Here is a 21,837-nt window from a genome sequence, read left to right on the forward strand (position 1 = left end):
GAATATTCGCCGGATAGGCTAATACGCGACTTGGGTGCGAAACACACTGCGGTTGTCGCAATAGTGCTGATAATAAAAAAGCCGCTGTTATAAGCGGCTTTTTCGCAAGGATGCTAAATCAATCGGCACTCTTGGTATCAGGTTTTTCCTTTGGCTTACGCCGCTTACCTACATTTTTGGCATCGCGGTGACGGACCTTAACCTTGACCTTCTCTTTGCTGGCTTCTTTTAGCTCTTTACGCTTTGCTAAAACCTTTTTAGAGGGCTTGCCGGTGGTTTTTTCGCTTGGTGCCTTGCTGGTCGGGCGCAATTCATCAATAACCCGTGGCTTCAGCGGCTCGTTAAGATAACGGCCAATTTTACCCAGCAATAAATGGTCATGTGCTTCAACTAATGAGATAGCAACACCTTTGCGCCCGGCACGGCCAGTACGGCCAATTCGATGCAGGTAGACGTCAGACGTCAGCGGCAGATCAAAGTTGAAGACGTGGCTGATATCGTCGATATCCAGGCCGCGTGAAGCTACATCAGTGGCAACCAGAACGTTAACTCGGCCATCGCCTAAACGAATAACTGCTTCGGTACGCTTAGCTTGAACCATTTCACCTTCAAGGAACCAGGCGTTAATTCCGGCCTCACGTAACCAACTGACCAGTTGGTGTACCTTTTCACGGGTGCGCACGAAAATAATGGATTTCTGCACTTCCGGTTGCTTGAGCAGATGCACTAGCAGCGCGGTTTTGTGTTCTATATTGTCTGCACGATAGTACCATTGCTGAATTTTTTTACGTTCGCGGCGAGATGGATCGGCTTCCAACTCTACCGGCTCATTCAGGATGCGTTCCGCAAACTCACGGATAGCTTCACCTTCAAGGGTGGCGGAGAACAGTAAGGTTTGTTTACGCCAGCGGGTTTCTGCGGCAATGGTTTCAATGTCCTGCGCAAAGCCCATATCCAGCATCCGGTCGGCTTCATCCAGAATCAGGGTTTCTACTGCCCGGCAGTCAAAGTTCTCTTCTTTGATGTATTGCAACAAGCGGCCAGTGGTAGCAACAACGATATCCTGATTTTCACTAAACACTTCCGCGTGGTTCATATAAGCCACACCGCCGGTGATCGTGGCGATATCCAACTGTGTATGCTTGGCCAATTCACGGGCTTGATCCGCAACTTGCATAGCTAATTCACGGGTTGGCGTCAGGATCAGTATTCGTGGTGGGCCAGATTTTTTGCGTGGGAAATCGAGCAAATGCTGCAAGGCGGGCAGCAAAAAGGCGGCAGTTTTGCCAGTACCTGTTGGAGCCGAACCCAATACATCGCGCCCATCCATAGCTGGCGGAATAGCCGCAGCTTGAATGGCTGTAGGGCGCTCATAGCCTTTGTCGCGCAATGCGTCAATCAGGCGTTCATCGAGATCGAGTTCGGAAAAATTGGTTACAGTCATGGTCTTCCTCTACTTGGGGCGCCGATTATAGACGGGTTAGCCGAATTCTTCACCTGTTTAAGCGGTAATGATGTCTTTTCCCTTCAATCATATTGTCCTATGCTACGCCGGTTATGGATTCTGGTGACTAATGTGGGCGATCAATTGAAAAAAAAACCGGCGTTGCGTGGTGGTGGTTTCACTTTTAAACAATTCTTTGTGGCACATGACTGTTGTGCGATGAAAGTCGGTACTGACGGTGTTCTACTTGGGGCTTGGGTGCCGGTAGAAAAAGCCCGTAAAGTGTTGGATATCGGTTGTGGCAGTGGGCTTATTGCTCTAATGATTGCTCAGCGTTCAACATCTGAGGTATTGATTGATGGCGTTGAACTGGAGCCAGAAGCCGCGCGGCAGGCAAGCAGCAATGCAGCATTATCTCCCTGGGCTGAGCGGGTTTGTATCTATGAGCAGGATGTGCACCAGTTTGCTGAAAACCACTCTCATCAATACGATCTGATCGTCAGTAATCCACCTTATTTCGCTCCGGCGGTCGCTTGCCGGGATGAAGCCCGTGATACTGCGCGTTACACCGGCTCCTTAACGCATGATGCTTTATTAAACTGTGCAGAGAAGCTTATCACAGAGAACGGTGTGTTTTGTGTGGTTTTACCTCACGACTTGGGAATTGAGCTTTCCCGCCGGGCTGTTCAACAAAATTGGTATGTGCGCTGCCAGGTAGACATCAGGGATCGCCCTGGTAAGCCGTTAAATCGAATGCTATTGACGTTATCGCGCCAGCCGGGAGAGACAGAATATCAGCATTTGGCTTTGCGCCAATCTGAGGGGGTCTATTCCGCTGAGTTTTGTCAGTTGATCAGCGAGTTTTATCTCAACTATTAGTTGTAGTGATAAATCAAGATAAGCAGGGCGCGATATTGAACCGCGCCCTGAAACGCTACTATGGGTGGAGAATGGTAGGTTGTGGGTTCTCTATTTGATCAGGATAATCAAGCGTATAATGCAAACCACGGCTCTCTTTACGCGCCATGGCACAGCGCACGATTAACTCGGCTACTTGCACCAGATTACGTAATTCCAGCAAATTATTGGAGATACGGAAATTGGCATAATACTCATCAATCTCCTGCTGTAATGTATTAATCCGACGTAAAGCGCGTTCTAAGCGTTTAGTGGTGCGTACAATACCGACGTAATCCCACATGAATAAACGCAGTTCATGCCAGTTATGCTGAATGACGACACGCTCATCAGAGTTATCAACACGGCTTTCATCCCAATCAGGCAAATGTTTCGCCAATTTGGCATGTGGTAAGCGCATAAGAATATCCTCAGCAGCAGACCAGCCATACACCAGACACTCAAGTAGAGAGTTAGAAGCCATACGGTTAGCGCCATGCAAGCCGGTATAGCTGACTTCGCCAATCGCATATAAACCATCGAGGTCAGTACGCCCATGTTGGTCTACCATTACACCGCCACAGGTATAGTGGGCGGCAGGTACGATAGGGATGGCTTCTTTAGTCAGATCGATACCCAGCGACAACAGCTTTTCATAGATCATTGGGAAGTGCTGCATCACGAAATCAGTCGGTTTATGGCTAATATCCAGATACATGCAATCAGCACCGAGGCGCTTCATTTCATGGTCTATCGCGCGGGCGACAATATCACGCGGGGCCAGTTCACCACGCGGGTCGAAATCAAGCATAAAGCGGCTGCCATCAGGGCGCTTAAGGTAAGCACCTTCACCACGTAATGCTTCGGTCAGCAAAAAATTACGCGCTTGCGGGTGGAATAGGCAGGTAGGATGAAATTGGTTAAATTCTAAGTTAGCAACACGGCATCCGGCACGCCATGCCATGGCGATACCATCGCCAGAGGAGATATCTGGGTTGGTGGTATATTGGTAAACTTTGGCGGCACCACCGGTAGCTAAAACGACGGCTTTAGCCCGAAAAGTTTCAACTTTCTCAAGCTCACGGTTCCAGATATAAGCGCCGACCACACGTTTAGTGCCTGTCAGACCAATTTTGTTGGACGTGATAAGATCGACAGCATTGCAGCGTTCTTTCACTAAAATATTAGGGTGGGTCCTTGCTTTACCTACCAGTGTGGTTTCTACTTCTTTACCTGTAGCATCAGCAGTATGCAGTATACGGCGATGGCTATGGCCGCCTTCACGGGTAAGGTGATAACGTTCTACGCCGCTGGCATTGGTTTCGGTATCGAACAGAACGCCTTGATCAATAAGCCATTGCACGCAAGAACGGGCGTTACTGGCAATAAACTCTACGGCGTCTTTGTCACAAAGCCCGGCCCCAGCAATCAGGGTGTCATCGACATGTGAACTAATGCTGTCAGTTTCATCAAAAACGGCAGCAATGCCCCCCTGAGCATAAAACGTGGCCCCTTCATTAAGTGGCCCTTTGCTCAGAACAGTTACTTTACAATGTGGCGCCAGGCGTAAAGCCAATGACAAACCGGCGGCGCCACTCCCGATGATCAATACATCGCTAACGTGTTCAGATGATGATTGCATATCGTATGATGTGTGCAGAAGAAGAGTGAAATTCATGTTAGCCTATCTGCCAGAGCAAAAGCTATGGCTATAAGATGTCTAAAGAATATTCAGACAAATAATCTGGCAACATGGAACTTTGCAATTTTTATAAACTCCAAGCGTGTGCTTGCTCAGGAAAATAAAGATATGGCTGGCAGTACTACTTTTAGCGTGGGGATAGATTTCGGGAGAGTTCACCTCGGATGAGCGAGCAGTTAACGGATCAAATGCTGGTTGAACGGGTCCAGAAAGGTGATCAGCAATCGTTCAATTTACTGGTAATTCGATACCAGCATAAGGTTGCGAGCCTCGTATCCCGCTATGTGCCTCAGGGCGATGTCCCTGATGTAGTTCAGGAATCTTTTATTAAAGCTTATCGTGCGCTGGAGTCTTTCCGTGGCGATAGTGCTTTCTATACATGGCTTTACCGTATTGCTGTGAATACAGCAAAAAATTACTTAGTTGCTCAGGGGCGGCGTCCGCCATCCAGTGATGTAGATGCAAATGATGCTGAAAATTACGAAAATGCAGGTGCATTGAAAGAAATATCGAACCCTGAGAACTTAATGTTGTCTGAAGAATTGAGGCAGATAGTTTTTAAAACCATAGAGTCACTTCCTGAGGATCTGCGGATGGCGATTACACTCAGGGAGTTAGATGGTCTAAGCTATGAAGAGATAGCTGTGATTATGGACTGTCCGGTCGGTACTGTTCGTTCCCGTATCTTCCGCGCCAGAGAGGCTATCGATAACAAAGTTCAGCCGCTAATTCAGCGATAAGCGGACACATAAAGGGTATTTGGCATGCAGAATGAAAAGCTTTCCGCTCTGATGGACGGAGAAACTCTCGATAGTGAGCTGCTTGGTTCTTTATCAAGAGATAAAGCATTGCAGCAAAGCTGGCAGAGCTATCATTTAATCCGTGATACCCTGCGGGGGGATGTTGGTGAAGTCTTGCATCTGGATATCGCCAGCCGCGTCGCAGAGGCACTCAAAAACGAGCCAGCTCGCTTTGTACCTATTGCTGTGCCCGAATCTCAGCCACAACCTCATGTCTGGCAGAAAATGCCTTTCTGGCAAAAAATCCGCCCATGGGCAAGTCAGATTACTCAGGTTGGTGTCGCCGCGTGTGTTTCTTTAGCGGTAATTGTTGGTGTCCAACAATATAACCAACCTGAAACCGGTAATTTGCAATCAGAATCACCTGCATTTAATACCTTACCGATGATGGGCAAAGCCTCACCAGTAAGTTTTGGTGTGCCTGCTGATGGTTCTTTCGGAACGTCTCAACAACATCAGGTTCAGGAGCAACGTCGGCGCGTCAATATGATGACTCAATTGCAAGATTTTGAGTTGCAACGTCGCTTGCCACAAACGGATGTGTTGCAGCAGCCTTCAACATCAACGCAAGCCGCTATTCAGGTCCCTGGAACTCAGTCCTTAGGAATGCAGCAGCAGTAATGAAGCAACTTTGGTTTTCCGTCTGTTTAATGGCGGGCAGCCTGCTCATGCCAACAATTGCTTCGGCGGAAACGACGCCGATAGCAATGTTGCAGGATATGAGCAGTGCCAGCCAGTCGCTCAACTATGAGCTATCCTATATTAATGTTAACAAGCAAGGGATTGATTCCCTCCGCTACCGGCATGCCATTCTAGATAAAAAAACATTTGCGCAATTACTGCGTATGGATGGCCCGCGTACTGAGATTTTACAGCGCGGTAATGAAATAAGTTATTTCGAACCCGGTTTCGACGCTTTCACATTGTCTGGTGAGCATATAGTTGATGCATTGCCATCTATTGTATTCCCCGATTTTGAAAAATTGTCAAAATACTATAACTATATTGCACTTGGTCGTGCCCGCATTGCAGACCGACCATCTCAGGTTATTCGGGTGGTAGCTCGTGATAGCACGCGATACAGCTATATTATTTGGATGGATGAAACGAGCAAACTCCCGATGCGGGTAGATCTGTTAGATCGTGATGGTGAAACACTCGAGCAGTTTCGTGTGATTTCTTTTGCCATCGGTGAACCTATCAAGGATATTCTGCAAGACATGGTTAAACTCTCGTTACCGCCACTGCTGGCGTTACCGGCTAAAACTAAGGTCGACTTTACCTGGGTTCCTCGTTGGTTACCGGACGGTGTTAGCGAAGTTTCACGTAGCCGCCGTACATTACCAAATATGGATGCACCAACCGAATCACGGTTATATTCTGATGGCTTATTCAGTTTTTCAGTAAATATAAACCCAGCGGGTAAAGATGCGCCTTCAGAGCAATCTTTGCGTCAGGGGCGGAGAACTGTGCATACTGAAGCGCGTAATAATATTGAAATCACCATAGTGGGTGAACTGCCGCCTTCAACCGCGAAACGTATTGCTGATAGTATCGTTTTGGAATCAGCTAAATGATGAAAGAATGGGCTACGGTTATCTCGTGGCAAGATGGTGTAGCACTGCTGCGTTGTGAACCACAGTCTGGCTGTGGGAGCTGTAATGCGCGTACTGGATGCGGTAGTCATTTATTAAATGAGCTGGGGCCGGAATCGGAACACCAATTGCAAATAGCCATCTCGCAACCGCTTGAGCCAGGCCAAAAGGTTGAAGTTGGCATTAGCGAAGGCAGCTTATTACGTTCTGCTTCTCTGGTTTATTTAACGCCTTTAGCCGGATTAATCGCGGGTGGTGGTTTGTTCCAAACTTTATTTATCACCGATGCTTTTACTGCTCTTGGTGCTATTTTGGGGGCGGGGCTTGGTTTCTTGCTAGCCAGAACATTAGCCAGCAGAATTGAAGGGCAGAGTGATTATCAACCGATTATTTTGCAGATCGGTTTACCACCAACAGCGATACGTATTCAGTAAGAGTAATTATCCCTTTCCTATTCCCCATGATAGGCTGGAATACGGTTTTGTATCATGTGCTCAACTAAAGCAATAAAAAGGTCGGCACTGACCAGCGCTGAGTAATCTACTGAGAAAAGCATGTTACCTTTGGCATCAAATAATCGGATTTTATCATGATGTTTCTCACGTAACGTCTCGATACGCAGAATATCTTCAATGCTGATAATACCCTCCGTTGTAATTAATGAGTGTGCGCTAAGGGACAGTGGCGTGGTGTCCATCGGAACATTTTTTATCATGATGACATTTAAAAGATCATTGTATATGAGTGATTTTAGCCAGTTATCATTTTTTTTGATTACATCAAATACAATCGTATTTCCTCTTGATAACATATTCAAACTGATTATCCCGACATGCATGACTTGCTGATGGATTATTGTATTTATCAGAGGATAAGCATTGGTTATATTATTGATTATAATATTCCATGGTTGGAGTTTTGAAGTGCGAAATGCCATGGTGTTGATTTTACCATTAGGGTTTATTCCGCTATGGTATTTATGAATGTATTGTATTTTACTAAACGTAATAAAATAGACATTTCCATTATGATGATTGAAGACTCGGACACCTTTCTCATAAAGGAAGTAGGTAAACATTGGGTTACTGTATAAGCGTAAATACAGGAAGGTACTCAGCGAAATAGCTGCAATAGTGACACATAAAATTGAAAGAACCGACGGGGTTGAAAAAACAGATGTTGTCACTGATAGCGTAATTATTACAAAACTAAATACCAATATAAATATTATTGCGGCAATTGTTGCTAGGGAGTTTTTTTTTCTAAACTCATGGCGGCTCAGTATTTTTCCTTCGTCAATCATAATATTCTCCATATGTCCGCCAAGAGAATATTTCACTTGGTGTTATAAAGTCACATTACTACTCTAGATTATTACCCAACCGGGTAAATGAGCATTTTCCGAAAATGAATGAATAATCAGTTTGGCAAAATAGAAATATATCCACCTACTAAGTTAGGGTGTTATTGTATCGATGTCACTGATTGTTATCAGTAAAATATTGGGTTTCAGCAAGGGCTATAAGCTATAGCCATAATATAATTATAGGTATTAAGCTGTTTTTACCGGGATATCAGCCAGGAGTAGCGCTAAGCGTGTGTGCTATCAATCACTATGTGAGGTAAAGCGCTGATACATTTTAACAGGGCAAATCAGCTAACAAGCTAAGTGTGATGCCTTTCACGAGGCAGACTTACAGTGTAAGATGCGTGCATATTTATGTGGGTAGTTTTGGGTTTGAGTCCATCGCTGTGTCCACCAATAATCAATTAAAGACAACGACTAGAGAAAAATTCATATAAATGAAGCACATAAGAAACTTTTCTATTATTGCCCATATTGACCACGGTAAATCGACACTGTCGGACCGTATTATTCAGATTTGTGGCGGATTAGCTGAGCGTGAAATGGCCGCTCAAGTGCTGGATTCTATGGATCTGGAGCGTGAGCGTGGTATTACCATCAAGGCACAGAGTGTGACCCTTGATTACCATGCTAAAGATGGTCAAACCTATCAGCTCAACTTTATCGATACTCCTGGCCATGTTGACTTCTCCTATGAAGTTTCCCGCTCTTTGGCGGCTTGCGAAGGGGCATTGCTGGTTGTGGATGCAGGGCAAGGTGTTGAAGCGCAGACGCTGGCTAACTGCTATACCGCGATGGAAATGAATCTGGAAGTGGTGCCGGTTTTGAATAAAATCGACCTGCCTGCAGCCGATCCTGAGCGCGTTGCTGAAGAGATTGAAGATATCGTAGGCATTGATGCCACCGATGCGGTGCGTTGTTCAGCGAAAACCGGCGTAGGCGTGCCTGATATCCTTGAGCGTTTGGTGCGTGATATTCCACCGCCACAGGGTGATCCTGATGGCCCATTGCAAGCGCTAATTATCGATTCCTGGTTTGATAATTATCTGGGTGTTGTATCGTTAATTCGTATTAAAAATGGCTCATTGCGTAAAGGCGATAAGGTCAAAGTAATGAGTACCGGGCAGAGTTATAATGCTGAACGCCTCGGTATTTTTACACCAAAACGTATAGATCGCGATGTGCTGAACTGCGGTGAGGTTGGCTGGTTGGTGTGTGCGATAAAAGACATTTTAGGCGCACCGGTCGGCGATACATTGACTCTGACCCGTAACCCGGCGGAGAAGTCATTACCTGGCTTTAAGAAAGTAAAACCACAGGTTTATGCAGGTCTGTTCCCTATTAGTTCAGACGATTATGAAGCTTTCCGTGATGCGCTGGGCAAGTTGAGTCTTAATGACGCCTCTTTGTTCTACGAACCAGAAAGCTCTACTGCATTGGGCTTTGGTTTCCGCTGTGGCTTCCTCGGCTTACTGCACATGGAGATCATTCAGGAGCGTCTGGAGCGTGAATACGATCTGGAGTTGATCACCACTGCACCGACGGTCGTATATGAAGTAATCACCACCAGTCAGGAAACCGTTTACGTTGATAGCCCATCCAAGCTGCCTGCGTTGAACAACATCGAAGAGCTGCGTGAGCCGATTGCTGAGTGTCATATGCTGTTGCCACAGGAATACCTGGGTAACGTCATCACTTTGTGTATTGAAAAACGCGGTATGCAGACCAACATGGTTTACCACGGTAACCAAGTGGCACTGACGTATGAAATCCCGATGGCTGAAGTGGTTCTCGATTTCTTCGATCGCCTGAAGTCAACATCCCGTGGCTACGCCTCGCTGGATTACAATTTCAAACGTTTCCAAACCTCTGACATGGTGCGTGTTGATGTGTTAATCAACAACGAACGTGTTGACGCGCTGGCGCTTATTACCCATCGTGATAATGCGCAATACCGTGGCCGTGATCTGGTTGAGAAAATGAAAGAACTGATCCCACGCCAGCAATTTGATATTGCTATTCAGGCTGCTATCGGTAACCACATTATTGCTCGTTCTACTGTGAAACAGTTACGTAAAAACGTACTGGCGAAATGTTATGGCGGTGATGTTAGCCGTAAGAAGAAACTTTTGCAGAAACAGAAAGACGGTAAGAAACGTATGAAGCAGGTCGGTAACGTTGAATTACCGCAAGAGGCTTTCCTGGCTATTCTGCACGTCGGAAAAGACAGCAAATAAGGAGTTTTGATGGCTAACATGTTTGCCTTGATTTTAGCGATAGCGACACTGCTGACAGGGATTATCTGGTGCTTTGAGCGGTTTAAATGGGGACCGGCTCGCCAGGCAAAAATTGCGGCTGTTAATGCGCAAACTGCGGCGATCAAGGCACAAACGGGTTGTGCTGTAGATAATAAGACTTTAGCACAGGCAGCAAGGCAGCCTGGCTGGATAGAGACTTGTGCGTCAGTCTTCCCGGTGTTAGCTCTGGTATTTATCGTCCGTTCGTTTATTTACGAACCCTTCCAGATCCCTTCTGGTTCGATGATGCCAACGCTCTTGATCGGTGACTTCATTCTGGTTGAGAAGTTTGCTTATGGGATTAAAGACCCCATCACGCAAACCACGCTGATCCCTACGGGGCATCCCAAACGTGGCGATATTACGGTATTTAAATATCCGCTAGATCCACGTTTGGACTATATCAAGCGAGTCGTGGGCTTGCCGGGGGACCGGGTGAGTTATAATCCAATCAGCAAAGAGGTCACGGTTCAGCCTGCGTGTAATACCGGTACTTCTTGTGATAGCGCGTTGCCGATTACTTACAGTGCATCTGAGCCAAGCGACTTTGTGCAGACATTCCGCTATAGCGGCAATGGTGAGGCTTCTGCTGGCTTCTTCCAGATCCCGACAAACCAAGCGGTGCCTGATGGTGGCGTGCGTCTGCGCGAGCGTACTGAAACGCTTGGGCCGGTTGCACACCATATTCTGACTGTCCCTGGGCGTCAGGATCCGATTGGTTCTTATTATCAGCAACCTGGCCAGCCGTTAGGGGTATGGGTGGTGCCGGAAGGCCATTACTTTATGATGGGCGACAACCGGGATAACAGCGCCGATAGCCGCTTCTGGGGTTTTGTGCCGGAACGTAATCTGGTTGGTAAAGCTACGGCTATCTGGATGAGTTTTGAAAAGCAAGAAGGTGAATGGCCAACGGGTGTTCGTTTAAGTCGAATTGGTGGAATTCATTAATATCGGCTATACCCAAAATCGTTGGAGTTGCAGCAAGCGAGTAAACGAGTAAATCACGATGAGCTGACAAAAGTCAGTGATTCGGGTGACAAATCTGCTGGGAGTAGATTTGAACGCCGTTTGCGGCGGCCTCGTAAAGGCGAGGCCCAAGGATGGGCTGAGTAACGAAAGCCGCTAGCGCTGCTGCAACTTCAAGTAAGCAGGGTATTTAAACGCAGCATTATATTTCCACTCGTTGTAGAATAACCTTTCGAGCGATAAAAGTTGGCTTCTTTATGGGAGCCACTGCAAACGAAACAGCTTTGTCCTGCATATTGGCGGATCAGACCTGTTCCGTATGCTGTAGTTTTTGACGCATTCTTGATCTATTGGTAACTCATGAACCCCATCGTAATAAACAGGCTACAGCGGAAGCTGGGCTACACTTTTCAACAGCAGGAGCTCTTGCTGCAAGCACTGACTCATCGTAGCGCCAATAGCAAACACAATGAGCGTTTGGAGTTCCTGGGTGACTCTATATTAAGTTTTGTTATCGCCAATGAGCTGTATCACCGTTTTCCCCGTGTTGATGAAGGGGATATGAGTCGGATGCGCGCCACATTGGTTAGAGGGAATACACTCGCCGAAATGGCCCGTGAATTTGACCTTGGTGAATGTTTGCGCCTTGGGCCGGGTGAATTGAAAAGTGGTGGTTTCCGCCGTGAATCAATTTTGGCAGATACCGTCGAAGCCTTAATTGGCGGTATATTCCTCGATAGCGATATTCATATGATTGAACGGCTGATTCTCGACTGGTATCGCAGTCGCTTAGATGAGATCAGCCCTGGTGATAAGCAGAAAGACCCAAAAACGCGCTTGCAAGAATATTTGCAAGGCCGTCATCTGCCATTACCTTCTTATCTGGTTGTGCAGGTTCGCGGTGAAGCGCATGACCAGGAATTTACTATCCACTGCCAGGTGAGTGGCTTGAATGAACCGGTAATAGGTACCGGCTCAAGTCGCCGTAAAGCTGAGCAGGCGGCAGCGGAACAAGCGCTGAAACAGTTGGAGCTTGAATGAGCGAAGTAGAAAAAACGTATTGTGGTTTTATTGCAATTGTAGGTCGCCCGAATGTGGGGAAATCTACCTTGCTAAATGAACTGTTGGGGCAAAAAGTCTCCATCACTTCACGTAAACCGCAAACCACACGCCACCGGATTATGGGGATCCATACTGAAGGGCCTTATCAGGCCATTTATGTTGATACCCCAGGGCTGCATATTGAAGAAAAACGCGCCATTAACCGCTTAATGAATCGCGCGGCAAGCAGCTCTCTCGGTGATGTGGAATTAGTGATTTTTGTCGTTGAAGGCACCAATTGGACTGCCGACGATGAAATGGTTGTTAATAAGCTGCGCAGTTTACAATGCCCGGTATTATTGGCGATCAACAAAGTTGATAACGTAACAGACAAAACCAAGCTGTTGCCCCATATTCAGTTCTTAAGTAAGCAGATGAATTTCCTGGATGTTGTTCCTATCTCTGCTGAGAAAGGGATGAACGTGGATACCATCGCCAGCATTGTGCGCAAGCTTATGCCGGAAGCGGGTCATCATTTCCCAGAAGATTACATTACAGACCGCTCCCAGCGCTTTATGGCATCAGAAATCATCCGTGAAAAACTGATGCGCTTCTTGGGTGAGGAATTACCTTACTCGGTAACGGTTGAAATTGAACAGTTTGTACCAAATGAGCGCGGTGGTTATAACATCCATGGGCTGATTTTGGTTGAACGCGAAGGCCAGAAGAAAATGGTCATCGGTAATAAAGGTTCGAAAATCAAGACCATCGGTATTGAAGCCCGTCAGGACATGGAGCAAATGTTCGAAGCAAAAGTACATCTTGAGCTGTGGGTGAAAGTGAAATCAGGTTGGGCAGATGACGAACGTGCATTGCGCAGCTTAGGCTATACCGACGATCTGAAGTAAGGCTCGCCAATGGACGGTTGGCAACGCGCATTTGTCCTGCATGGGCGGCCCTACAGTGAAACCAGTTTAATGCTGGATTTATTCACTGAAGGGGAGGGGCGTATGCGGGTGTTGGCAAAAGGTGCACGGGGTCGCCGTTCTAATCTAAAAGGCTGCTTGCAGCCTTTTACGCCATTATTGGTCCGTTGGGCTGGGCGCGGTGAAGTTAAAACCTTACGCAGTGCTGAGCCTGTATCGTTGGCTCTTCCATTGACTGGCTCTATGTTATACAGCGGCTTATATGTCAATGAGCTGCTCTCCCGCGTGTTAGAACATCAAACTAATTACTCTGCTCTATTCTTCGATTATCTGCATTGCTTACAGGCGTTGGCAGGCAGCGATGGATCGCCTGAATATGCTCTGCGCCAGTTTGAGTTGGCGATATTGGCCCATCTTGGTTATGGTGTGGACTTTCTCCATTGTGCAGGGAGTGGTCAGCCAATATCAGATACCATGACCTACCGCTATCGGGAAGAAAAAGGATTTATCGCCAGCTTAGTGGTTGATCACTATAGCTTTACCGGTCGCCAATTATCAGCCTTAGCTAACCGTGAGTTTCCTGATGCTGATACTTTACGCGCCGCTAAGCGATTCACCCGCATCGCCCTTAAACCCTATCTGGGCGGTAAGCCGTTAAAAAGCCGTGAACTGTTTCGCCAGTTTGTGATTAAACCGCCAGCAGATCCCACACCGTAGCGGCAATCCCCTCATTTTTTAAACTGCCCACCATCAACTTTCCCGCACAGTAACCTATCCGCTGACAGTCTAGTCGGTGTAAACTGCGAGGCACTTACGCGTTTAAGGGCAGGCTTTCTTTGCGTGCTTATTGACCTATTAAAGATGCATCCATATCTGGAGGGCTGTCATGGCTGATTTATTGTTGGGCGTCAATATTGATCACATTGCGACATTACGAAATGCACGTGGGACCATTTACCCCGATCCTGTTCAGGCAGCGTTTATTGCCGAGCAAGCCGGTGCCGACGGCATTACCGTGCATTTACGTGAAGATCGTCGCCATATCACTGATCGGGATGTACGCATCTTGCGCCAAACCATCCAGACCCGCATGAATCTGGAGATGGCGGTTACTGATGAAATGGTTGATATTGCCTGTGAGTTACAACCGCACTTTTGCTGTCTGGTACCGGAAAAACGCCAGGAAGTCACCACTGAAGGCGGGCTGGATGTTGCCGGTCAACTCGATAAAATGACCATTGCGGTGAGCCGATTATCTGAGGCTGGTATTCTGGTGTCACTGTTTATCGATCCCGACATGCGCCAGATTGATGCAGCCGTTGCCGTGGGTGCCCCATATATTGAGATTCATACCGGCGCATACGCGGATGCTACTACCGATTTGGTGCGTCAGGCTGAATTAGTACGCATAACCAAAGCCGCGACCTATGCCGCAGGCAAAGGATTGAAGGTAAATGCAGGCCATGGCCTGACTTATCACAATGTGCAACCGATCGCAGCCTTACCAGAGATGCATGAGCTGAATATCGGTCATGCCATTATTGGTCAGGCAGTAATGACGGGCCTGGCGGCTGCCGTTACTGATATGAAAGTATTAATGCGGGAAGCGCGTCGTTAATGGCGATTTTGGGGTTAGGCACTGATATTGTTGAGATTTCAAGGATTGAGGCCGTGGTGGAACGCAGTGGCGAAAAACTGGCTCGGCGTATCCTTAGCCCATCGGAATGGCAGCATTATCAGCAGCATCAACAGCCAATTCGGTTTCTGGCAAAACGCTTTGCCGTTAAAGAGGCCGCAGCTAAGGCATTTGGCACCGGTATTCGTAATGGTTTGGCATTTAATCAGTTTGAAGTCGTTAACGATGCACTGGGTAAGCCGACATTGCATTTACATCAACGTGCGGCAGAATTGGCCGTTGAGCTGGGTGTCAAATCCCTGCATGTAAGTTTGGCCGATGAACGGCGTTATGCCTGCGCGACCGTCATTATTGAAAGTTAAGACAGTGTTAGCGGCTAACCGTGGCAAGAGAGAACAAGGGTGTGCATGAGAATGCCGCCCTTTTTGCTATGCGCAAATGTAGGTATTAAAAACGAATATTGCAGCGGGTATTACAAACGTTCGGCGTGATGCAGTTGGACAAACTTATCCCACAGTTGTTCGTTACTCTCAACCCAGGCAGGATCGATAGCAATCGTATTATCGATAGGACAGACCAACTGGCAGGTTGGTGTTTCGTAATGACCGACACATTCCGTACAGCGCATCGGATCAATCTGATAGATCTCTGCACCCATGGAAATTGCCTCATTAGGGCATTCCGGCTCGCACATGTCGCAATTAATACATTTACGAGTGATCAACAGGGCCATGCTTTCTTTTACCTTAGGTCGGGTATTCTCAACTGCGGGGGATTATACCCCTCTGGTATCCTTAGACCAGTTTTTTTACCAGTGCCGCACTGTGCTTAATATGATCCTGAGCGCTTTCCAAGTCTTGCTGGATCATCGCCATAAATAATAGATCAGTTAGAGCATATTGCGCGGTACTTGAGGAGATCGCTGCACTGCGAATCGCTGGCTCTTCCGAAATGGTATATAAGCAATGGTCGGCACGTTGCTGCAAACTGTTAGGGGAGAAACTGGTCAGTGCCAGCACTTTGGCACCAGAACGCTGTGCCTCTTCAGCCGCCAGATTTATCTCGCGGCGTTCACCGCTAAATGAGATAGCCAGCAGTAAATCCCGCGCATCCAATGCTTGTACTGCGGCCAATTGTGCATGCATATCGGTTTCCGAGACCGCCATAATACCGATTTTCAGTAGCTTATAAGCCAGATCTTTTGCTACCAGCCCGGATGCTCCAATACCGGTCAGAATAATTCTTCGTGCCGACAATAACATCTCTAATGCTTGCGTAAGTCGTTGTTCACTGTTGATATCCAGAGTTGCCCGTAGTGCTGCGGCTTTCTCGCTCAGGAGTTTTTCCCCGACGATCTTCAAACTGTCAGTGCTCAAGATTTGATTATGCAGTGTTACAGCCTGTGCTGGAGCCGCGACAATTTCACTCAGGGCCAGTTTTAGCGCCGGGAAGCCTTTGTAGCCTAATTTTTGGGCAAATTTAACTACCGCAGATTGGCTGACACCGGTTTGCTGCGCCAACTTTTGCGAACTAAGATGGCGTGCCTGCTCAGGATTGGTTAGCAGGAAATCGGCTAACTTACGGTCATTTTGTGCCAGCGTCGGATAAAGCTGACGGATGCGAAGAAGACTACTCATAAATCAGTTCCTGAATGCGGGAAAAATAATACCCGGAAATACTCAAGATAAACGGCAAGTGATGGAGCATAGCACCCTTTTTTGTGTTCATTAGATGAATAGCGCAAGAAAATAGTCGCTTAAATGAATATAATATTCATTTGTAAATTAAATGTTATGAATTAAAAATTCAATGAAGGACATATCATGAATTTGGGTACATTGATTTCAGAAAGTCGTAATCCGGCTACGATGGAGTTGGATAAGCTTTCTACGCTCGAGATGTTGACCTGCTTTAATGATGAAGATCGCAAAGTGCCGGAGGCCATTCGTTTGGTCTTACCGGCTATCGTTCAAGCGGTAGATTTAGCCGCAGAGTCCTTAAAGCAAGGTGGGCGGCTAATTTATCTGGGGGCCGGTACCAGCGGGAGGCTCGGCGTGTTGGATGCTTCCGAATGTCCACCGACCTTTGGCGTACCTCATGGCAGGGTGATCGGCTTAATTGCCGGAGGCCCAGGCGCTTTACTTAAGGCGGTGGAAGGTGCTGAGGATGATATCGCGCTCGGTGTACGGGATCTGCAAGATTTAAAGCTGACAGCCACTGATATGGTGGTCGGGTTGGCAGCGTCTGGTCGCACGCCTTATGTCATCGGTGCGCTACGTTATGCCCGCCAGCTTGGGTGCCCAACGGCGGCCATTTCTTGTAACCCAGACTCTCCCATCGCGCAGGAAGCTCAGGTTGCGATTTCACCGGTAGTCGGGCCAGAAGCCCTCACTGGCTCTACGCGTATGAAGTCGGGTACTGCACAAAAGTTGGTGCTGAATATGTTATCCACTGGGGCGATGGTGAAACTGGGTAAGGTTTATCAAAATCTGATGGTCGATGTGAAAGCGACCAACGTGAAGCTGATCGATCGCGCTTGCCGCATTGTGGTTGAAGCCACCGGTGCCAGCCGTGCAGAGGCTGAAAATGCCTTATCACAAACGGAGTTTGAGGTAAAACCGGCCATTTTGATGATTCTGAAAGGCGTGAGTGCCGAGCAGGCTCGTCAGGACCTACAGCAGCATAACGGCTATTTGCGTGCTGCATTGTAAGACTCACACTCAGGGAGCCAGCATCAGTTGATTGTTGGCCCTGGTGCCACAGGCAAAGTGATGTTGTATTTAGCTACGATGGTTGTCACCATACTCGTAAGCTTTATATTTACCTGGTTTATGGGATTCAATGACCCTGAGGAGTAACGTTTGAGCGCAGAGCAGGCTACATCAACCTTTAAGCATGCTGGCAATAAGTGCGAGGGGACGGCTGAGGCACCATCAACAAGTGCCAAACGCATTGTCTTCTTTGATCTGGATGGCACGTTGCATCAACAGGACATGTTCGGCAGTTTTTTGCGTTTTCTGTTGCGACATTTGCCGCTAAATCTGTTGCTGGTGGTCCCATTATTACCGGTGATTGGGCTGGGATTGCTGGCGGGAGGCCGTTGCGCTCGTTGGCCTATGAGCCTGTTACTGTGGGCGATAACCTTCGGTCGGCGCGAAGCGCATTTGAACGATCTGGAATTACGTTTTGTGAATGATTTTCGCCAGAAAGTGACGGAATTTCCCGTGGTCGTGATGCGTTTGCGCCAATATTTGGAGAGTCATGACGTACAGGTATGGTTGATAACCGGCTCGCCGCAACGGCTGGTGGAACAGGTTTATCATGATTCTACATTTATTCACCGTTTGCGGCTGGTCGGTAGCCGCATGGCGCGGCGTCATGGCGGTTGGGTGCTACCTTTACGCTGTTTGGGGCCAGAGAAAGTGGTGCAACTGGAACAGCGTTTGGGATCACCGCTGAAACTTTATAGCGGATACTCGGACAGTAAGCAGGATAACCCGCTATTGTATTTTTGCGAGCATCGCTGGCGGGTCAGTAAAAGCGGCGAATTACAGCAATTAGAATAAACGTCCATTGAAGTCATTCGCCACGTTAAGCGGTTTGGATTTTAGTGGGTGACGTCATTGTCATGGTGGCCAAGCCGCCATATGCGCTCGGCATGTCGGCCCAATAACCACAAGCTGATGCCGAGCAGCAGGAAGAAAATAGTTTTCGGCATCGCATCCCAGAAGAACTCAAAGAAACGGGTATATAAGTTGATGGCTAGAAACGTTAGGCCAAACCCGCGTAACATAGCATCATCGCGCTTTAGTCCTAGCCAAATAGCCACACTGGCAGCAATAGCAAACAGTAGGCTCCAATGCAGCAACTCGATCTGGCGCACTTGGTACCAATAGTCCAGGTCACCGTAATTGCCAAAAATAGACAATAACCACAGGGCAATAAACAGATAAAGCAGCCCCATCGCCTGTGATACCCTATCTAGCCTGCGTTGTGCCAACTGTGGTTGTAATGTCAGTGCCGCTGCACAAAGTAGCAGGCCAAAAGCAATAAAGCGTATCGGGTAGCTCATTCCCAGCCAGTAAGCTCCCCAACCGGACAGATAACCGGTTTCCGCCCCAAACGCATTACCCAGTGACAGCAAGGCAAACAGCCATACCAACGGCGCACGGCCAAACCAGCCCACGACACCGTAGATGACGGTACCCAAAAGCAGTAATACTGAAATGCGCCCACTACCGTTATCCAGCCACACGCCGAGTTGGCCGATGGCGGCTGCGGTAAATATTACGCCGAGAAAGAGTACGGCCTCATTACTGTAGATCTTACTGGCGTCTCGCCGGCGGCGGTTAAAGCCCCAACCGTAAAAAGCGGCGGCCAATATCGCAGTGACTACCACCCGTACCGGGGGATCGAAGCGGAAAAACTGGCTTATCCAGTTGAGCAGGAAAGTATCAGCCATCAGGCTGCCAATGGCGATAACCAGCGAAGCCAGTGCAGCAAGAAAGGCGTAACCGGCTAATCTGCGCCAGTCAAAAGGTTGAATATCGATATTCTGTAACAGACGTTGATGCTCTTCCTCAGGGATAACGCCTTCACTGGCCCATCCACTCAGGGTTTTACGCACGACAGCGGCATTTTTCTTACTGAGTTTCATGTGTTTGCCTTCTCATATTTCTATCCTGCCGGAACATTAACTGATCATTATGGACTGAGCTACTTTATATTGGAGATAACGGGTATAGCGGTTGTCGCTGGCTGTGTATAATGCACGCCGCCAAAGTACCAGAGAGGTTTATGTGTCTGCTGATAAAAGTTTGTCTTCTGAATTTGATTCACCTGCTGAATACAGTGATGAGTACTGGATGCAGCGGGCGTTGACGCTGGCTCTGCGGGCGCAGAATGAGGGGGAAGTCCCGGTAGGTGCGGTTTTGGTGCTGGGTAATCAGGTTATTGGTGAAGGGTGGAATAAATCTATTCGCGATAACGACCCTACCGCTCATGCAGAAATCATGGCGCTACGGCAAGGTGGACAGGTGGTGCAGAATTATCGCCTGCTGGAAGCCACGCTATATGTGACGCTAGAGCCATGCGTAATGTGTGCCGGAGCCATGATACACAGCCGGATCCGTCGCTTGGTCTATGGGGCCAATGATTTAAAAACCGGTGCTGCCGGTTCGCTGGTGGATATCTTGCACCATCCGGGGATGAATCATCAAATAGAGGTCAGTGCTGGGGTACTGGCAGAGACGTGTTCCCACCAATTAAGTGCTTTTTTCCGCCTACGGCGTGAGCAGCAAAAGGCGTTGAAACTCGCGCAGCAAGCCTCTACCCGTCAGCCATGACTCGGCCCATCCGTGGGCCTCTCCCTCTACGGAGCCACTGCTGGCAGCATCTTAGTTATTGATTGACCAGCCTGGGCCGACAACGGGATAAGCTTTACCCAGTTCTGCTTCGATAGCGGCATGTTGGGCTGCTTTTTTCTCTCTTTCCTGCAAATATCCCACCAGACTGACCTGATAACGACGGATGTTTTCGACATAGTTATAAGCCTCATGACCACGGGCGTAACCATAGGTGGTGCTTGGGTAGTAGCGTTTTTGACTCAACATGGGTAAACGCATTTTTACATCAACCCAACTGTCTGGATTACCATTCTGATTTTTAGTCAGGCGACGAGCATCCAGCATGTGGCCATAACCCAGATTATAGGCGGCCAGCGCAAACCAGATACGCTCATCTTCTGGAATGGTCTCCGGCACTTTTTGCATCAACCGCTGCAAGTAAATGGAACCGCCTTTAATGCTTTCCTCAGGATCAACCCGGTCTTTAACCCCTAAACCATCTGCTGTGGCGCGGGTTAGCATCATCAAACCGCGCACGCCAGTGGGCGAGGTGGCTTGCGGGTTCCAATGGGATTCTTGATAAGCAATTGCTGCCAGCAGTTTCCAGTCAATTTCCCCGGCATGTTTTTCAAACAAGGATTGGAAAGCGGGCAACACACTGTCGATGGCTGAGAGGAATGTTTTGGTATCGACATAATCAAAGCTACCGACATGGCCGAGATATTTTTCTTCCAGCCGTGCCAGACTGCCGTCTTCAACCATCTGGCTGTAGAAATCGAGCATTGCGGCATACAGGCTGTCATCATCCCCCTTTTGGAAATACCAGGTGACTGGCTCTTCATCTGTGACATCAAAAGCAACCGCCAACTGCGGGTGGATGCGTTGCAGTAGGGCGATTGTCACCGAATCACCCAAGGTATAGTCAAGTTTGCCGTCCGCGACCTGTTCCAGTAACTCTTTACCAGAACGATCAATGGATGATCCCCAGTTAAGATCGGGATATTTGCTCTGCTTAAGTTGTTTGAGGGTGGTCATATGGGCTGAACCAGAGGCGACAATCAACTGACCCTTCAGATCACTGAATGATTTTGGCCGTGGTTTACCCAGTCGATATACTAATTGTTGCGAGACTGAATAATAGGCAGGGCCGGTACGCGCCCGATTAAGACGCTCACGGTTATAAATTAGCCCGGCAGCCAGCATGTCTGCATCATCGCTATCAAGTGCATCAAACAAGTCATCAATATTATGATGCGGGGTAATGACTAGCTTAATCCCCAGATAGTCGGCAAAACGTTTGGCTAGCTCGTAGTCAAGACCGGAAGGGCCATCCTTTCCGGTGAAGTAGATAAGTGGTGAGCTAATCGTGCTAACACGTAGCTCGCCACGGGCTTTTATACGGTCTAGTTGTCCTTCTTGACTACTGCGCCAGGGAATATTGGGCCACAGCGCGAGGGCCAGAAGTAAGGCAACTACACCGATAACAAAGTAATTTAATTTTATGCGCGTCAAATAGTTATCTCTCGGCAGCGCTCTTTATGTGTGTGTTGTGAAGTAAGAATCGACATGGTTAAATCCCCAGTGGAGTGGCATTTTGCGCAACAAATCGTCAGTGTGCAACTTTATTGCGAGCTTATTTATCTGCTATTCATCTTCTAGAGATAACGACAATTTCTGACGCAATTATTAATAATAGCTACGCAAACGGTTTCGTCGGAGGTTTAGATTCACTATAATGGCGCGCGTTTTCCCCTGTTTTGCGCCAATAAATGCTGCGCCCAATGAAGTGCTGTTCCAGTCGCTTCGAAGAGAGAGAAACTTA

Annotated in this window: 22 protein-coding genes and 1 pseudogene; 16 read left to right on the forward strand and 7 right to left on the reverse strand. The window is 47.9% G+C overall.

The window, feature by feature from the left end:
- Positions 1-118 precede the first annotated feature (118 nt).
- A complete protein-coding gene (srmB, locus tag A6J67_RS08990; protein ID WP_005188653.1) occupies positions 119-1,444 on the reverse strand; it encodes an ATP-dependent RNA helicase SrmB in 1,326 nt (441 codons plus the stop codon).
- Positions 1,445-1,576: 132 nt separating this feature from the next.
- On the opposite strand from srmB, the gene trmN reads away from it, so the two are divergent.
- Positions 1,577-2,323: a tRNA(1)(Val) (adenine(37)-N(6))-methyltransferase TrmN gene (trmN, locus tag A6J67_RS08995; protein WP_032907020.1), complete on the forward strand. Its 747-nt coding sequence runs from the start codon at positions 1,577-1,579 to the stop codon at positions 2,321-2,323.
- 58 nt (positions 2,324-2,381) lie between these two features.
- Here trmN and nadB read toward each other — a convergent pair whose 3' ends face one another.
- Positions 2,382-3,983: an L-aspartate oxidase gene (gene nadB, locus A6J67_RS09000; RefSeq protein ID WP_005188647.1), complete on the reverse strand. Its 1,602-nt coding sequence runs from the start codon at positions 3,981-3,983 to the stop codon at positions 2,382-2,384.
- Positions 3,984-4,207: 224 nt separating this feature from the next.
- Here nadB and rpoE point away from each other — a divergent pair, with 224 nt between their 5' ends.
- From rpoE to rseC, 4 genes are read left to right on the forward strand one after another with little or no spacing between them, the layout of a single operon-like run.
- The gene (gene rpoE, locus A6J67_RS09005) at positions 4,208-4,783 is read left to right on the forward strand and encodes an RNA polymerase sigma factor RpoE (RefSeq protein ID WP_005159396.1); all 576 of its coding nucleotides are present in this window, start codon (positions 4,208-4,210) and stop codon (positions 4,781-4,783) included.
- Between the two features lie 24 nt (positions 4,784-4,807).
- Positions 4,808-5,464, forward strand: coding sequence for an anti-sigma-E factor RseA (rseA, locus tag A6J67_RS09010; RefSeq protein WP_032906996.1), 657 nt, complete (start codon positions 4,808-4,810; stop codon positions 5,462-5,464).
- Entirely contained in the window at positions 5,464-6,420 is a 957-nt protein-coding gene (rseB, locus tag A6J67_RS09015) for a sigma-E factor regulatory protein RseB (RefSeq protein WP_005188643.1), read from the forward strand. The genes rseA and rseB overlap by 1 nt, the downstream gene beginning before the upstream one ends.
- Positions 6,417-6,872, forward strand: a complete 456-nt coding sequence (rseC, locus tag A6J67_RS09020; protein ID WP_050296787.1) for a SoxR-reducing system protein RseC — start codon at positions 6,417-6,419, stop codon at positions 6,870-6,872. Before rseB ends, rseC begins: the two co-directional genes overlap by 4 nt.
- A gap of 17 nt (positions 6,873-6,889) precedes the next feature.
- Here rseC and A6J67_RS09025 read toward each other — a convergent pair whose 3' ends face one another.
- Positions 6,890-7,741, reverse strand: coding sequence for a hypothetical protein (locus tag A6J67_RS09025; RefSeq protein ID WP_042568436.1), 852 nt, complete (start codon positions 7,739-7,741; stop codon positions 6,890-6,892).
- Between the two features lie 500 nt (positions 7,742-8,241).
- Between A6J67_RS09025 and lepA the strand changes: the two genes are divergently transcribed.
- From lepA to acpS, 7 genes are all read left to right on the forward strand, one after another.
- Entirely contained in the window at positions 8,242-10,041 is a 1,800-nt protein-coding gene (gene lepA, locus A6J67_RS09030; RefSeq protein ID WP_005188636.1) for a translation elongation factor 4, read from the forward strand.
- A 9-nt stretch (positions 10,042-10,050) separates the two neighbouring features.
- A complete protein-coding gene (lepB, locus tag A6J67_RS09035) occupies positions 10,051-11,049 on the forward strand; it encodes a signal peptidase I (RefSeq protein WP_005188633.1) in 999 nt (332 codons plus the stop codon).
- A gap of 378 nt (positions 11,050-11,427) precedes the next feature.
- Positions 11,428-12,108 (forward strand): ribonuclease III, encoded by a 681-nt coding sequence (gene rnc / locus A6J67_RS09040; protein ID WP_032906991.1) that lies wholly within the window; start codon positions 11,428-11,430, stop codon positions 12,106-12,108.
- The gene (era, locus tag A6J67_RS09045; RefSeq protein ID WP_032906990.1) at positions 12,105-13,016 is read left to right on the forward strand and encodes a GTPase Era; all 912 of its coding nucleotides are present in this window, start codon (positions 12,105-12,107) and stop codon (positions 13,014-13,016) included. Before rnc ends, era begins: the two co-directional genes overlap by 4 nt.
- A 9-nt stretch (positions 13,017-13,025) precedes the next feature.
- Positions 13,026-13,751 (forward strand): DNA repair protein RecO, encoded by a 726-nt coding sequence (recO, locus tag A6J67_RS09050; RefSeq protein ID WP_005188626.1) that lies wholly within the window; start codon positions 13,026-13,028, stop codon positions 13,749-13,751.
- A gap of 169 nt (positions 13,752-13,920) precedes the next feature.
- Positions 13,921-14,652 carry a pyridoxine 5'-phosphate synthase gene (gene pdxJ / locus A6J67_RS09055; protein ID WP_005188623.1) on the forward strand — a complete coding sequence of 244 codons (732 nt, stop codon included), beginning with the start codon at positions 13,921-13,923 and terminating at the stop codon, positions 14,650-14,652.
- Positions 14,652-15,032, forward strand: a complete 381-nt coding sequence (gene acpS, locus A6J67_RS09060; protein ID WP_032906989.1) for a holo-ACP synthase — start codon at positions 14,652-14,654, stop codon at positions 15,030-15,032. Before pdxJ ends, acpS begins: the two co-directional genes overlap by 1 nt.
- A 110-nt stretch (positions 15,033-15,142) precedes the next feature.
- Here acpS and A6J67_RS09065 read toward each other — a convergent pair whose 3' ends face one another.
- Complete coding sequence (locus A6J67_RS09065) at positions 15,143-15,403, reverse strand: YfhL family 4Fe-4S dicluster ferredoxin (RefSeq protein ID WP_032906988.1); 261 nt, start codon at positions 15,401-15,403, stop codon at positions 15,143-15,145.
- Positions 15,404-15,464: 61 nt separating this feature from the next.
- Positions 15,465-16,307, reverse strand: coding sequence for a MurR/RpiR family transcriptional regulator (locus A6J67_RS09070; protein WP_005188617.1), 843 nt, complete (start codon positions 16,305-16,307; stop codon positions 15,465-15,467).
- A 186-nt stretch (positions 16,308-16,493) separates the two neighbouring features.
- On the opposite strand from A6J67_RS09070, the gene murQ reads away from it, so the two are divergent.
- The 3 genes and pseudogenes from murQ to yfhb all read left to right on the forward strand — a co-directional run bounded on the left by murQ (position 16,494) and on the right by yfhb (position 18,236).
- Positions 16,494-17,381, forward strand: a complete 888-nt coding sequence (gene murQ / locus A6J67_RS09075; RefSeq protein WP_042568434.1) for an N-acetylmuramic acid 6-phosphate etherase — start codon at positions 16,494-16,496, stop codon at positions 17,379-17,381.
- 48 nt (positions 17,382-17,429) lie between these two features.
- Positions 17,430-17,528 (forward strand): annotated as a pseudogene (locus A6J67_RS23660) (PTS N-acetylmuramic acid IIB subunit / PTS N-acetylmuramic acid IIC subunit); the annotation flags it as partial.
- A gap of 93 nt (positions 17,529-17,621) precedes the next feature.
- Entirely contained in the window at positions 17,622-18,236 is a 615-nt protein-coding gene (gene yfhb / locus A6J67_RS09085) for a phosphatidylglycerophosphatase C (RefSeq protein WP_072088778.1), read from the forward strand.
- Positions 18,237-18,277: 41 nt separating this feature from the next.
- Here the strand turns inward: yfhb and A6J67_RS09090 are convergent, their stop codons facing one another.
- On the reverse strand, positions 18,278-19,327 hold the full coding sequence (locus A6J67_RS09090; RefSeq protein ID WP_050084691.1) for a hypothetical protein: 1,050 nt from the start codon (positions 19,325-19,327) through the stop codon (positions 18,278-18,280).
- A 103-nt stretch (positions 19,328-19,430) separates the two neighbouring features.
- Between A6J67_RS09090 and tadA the strand changes: the two genes are divergently transcribed.
- Positions 19,431-20,015, forward strand: a complete 585-nt coding sequence (gene tadA / locus A6J67_RS09095; protein ID WP_032907019.1) for a tRNA adenosine(34) deaminase TadA — start codon at positions 19,431-19,433, stop codon at positions 20,013-20,015.
- A gap of 51 nt (positions 20,016-20,066) precedes the next feature.
- Here the strand turns inward: tadA and mltF are convergent, their stop codons facing one another.
- A complete protein-coding gene (mltF, locus tag A6J67_RS09100) occupies positions 20,067-21,527 on the reverse strand; it encodes a membrane-bound lytic murein transglycosylase MltF (RefSeq protein WP_080608143.1) in 1,461 nt (486 codons plus the stop codon).
- Positions 21,528-21,837: the final 310 nt, after the last annotated feature.

It is taken from the genome of Yersinia sp. FDAARGOS_228, assembly GCF_002073315.2.
Taxonomy (GTDB): domain Bacteria; phylum Pseudomonadota; class Gammaproteobacteria; order Enterobacterales; family Enterobacteriaceae; genus Yersinia; species Yersinia intermedia.

What these genes read in the sequence shown, in the direction of transcription:
- srmB (WP_005188653.1), bottom strand. Translation starts at nt 1,444, where the DNA reads ATGACTGTAACCAATTTTTCCGAACTCGATCTCGATGAACGCCTGATT.
- nadB (WP_005188647.1), bottom strand. Translation starts at nt 3,983, where the DNA reads ATGCAATCATCATCTGAACACGTTAGCGATGTATTGATCATCGGGAGT.
- rpoE (WP_005159396.1), top strand. Translation starts at nt 4,208, where the DNA reads ATGAGCGAGCAGTTAACGGATCAAATGCTGGTTGAACGGGTCCAGAAA.
- rseA (WP_032906996.1), top strand. Translation starts at nt 4,808, where the DNA reads ATGCAGAATGAAAAGCTTTCCGCTCTGATGGACGGAGAAACTCTCGAT.
- rseB (WP_005188643.1), top strand. Translation starts at nt 5,464, where the DNA reads ATGAAGCAACTTTGGTTTTCCGTCTGTTTAATGGCGGGCAGCCTGCTC.
- rseC (WP_050296787.1), top strand. Translation starts at nt 6,417, where the DNA reads ATGATGAAAGAATGGGCTACGGTTATCTCGTGGCAAGATGGTGTAGCA.
- A6J67_RS09025 (WP_042568436.1), bottom strand. Translation starts at nt 7,741, where the DNA reads ATGATTGACGAAGGAAAAATACTGAGCCGCCATGAGTTTAGAAAAAAA.
- lepA (WP_005188636.1), top strand. Translation starts at nt 8,242, where the DNA reads ATGAAGCACATAAGAAACTTTTCTATTATTGCCCATATTGACCACGGT.
- lepB (WP_005188633.1), top strand. Translation starts at nt 10,051, where the DNA reads ATGGCTAACATGTTTGCCTTGATTTTAGCGATAGCGACACTGCTGACA.
- rnc (WP_032906991.1), top strand. Translation starts at nt 11,428, where the DNA reads ATGAACCCCATCGTAATAAACAGGCTACAGCGGAAGCTGGGCTACACT.
- era (WP_032906990.1), top strand. Translation starts at nt 12,105, where the DNA reads ATGAGCGAAGTAGAAAAAACGTATTGTGGTTTTATTGCAATTGTAGGT.
- recO (WP_005188626.1), top strand. Translation starts at nt 13,026, where the DNA reads ATGGACGGTTGGCAACGCGCATTTGTCCTGCATGGGCGGCCCTACAGT.
- pdxJ (WP_005188623.1), top strand. Translation starts at nt 13,921, where the DNA reads ATGGCTGATTTATTGTTGGGCGTCAATATTGATCACATTGCGACATTA.
- acpS (WP_032906989.1), top strand. Translation starts at nt 14,652, where the DNA reads ATGGCGATTTTGGGGTTAGGCACTGATATTGTTGAGATTTCAAGGATT.
- A6J67_RS09065 (WP_032906988.1), bottom strand. Translation starts at nt 15,403, where the DNA reads ATGGCCCTGTTGATCACTCGTAAATGTATTAATTGCGACATGTGCGAG.
- A6J67_RS09070 (WP_005188617.1), bottom strand. Translation starts at nt 16,307, where the DNA reads ATGAGTAGTCTTCTTCGCATCCGTCAGCTTTATCCGACGCTGGCACAA.
- murQ (WP_042568434.1), top strand. Translation starts at nt 16,494, where the DNA reads ATGAATTTGGGTACATTGATTTCAGAAAGTCGTAATCCGGCTACGATG.
- A6J67_RS09090 (WP_050084691.1), bottom strand. Translation starts at nt 19,327, where the DNA reads ATGAAACTCAGTAAGAAAAATGCCGCTGTCGTGCGTAAAACCCTGAGT.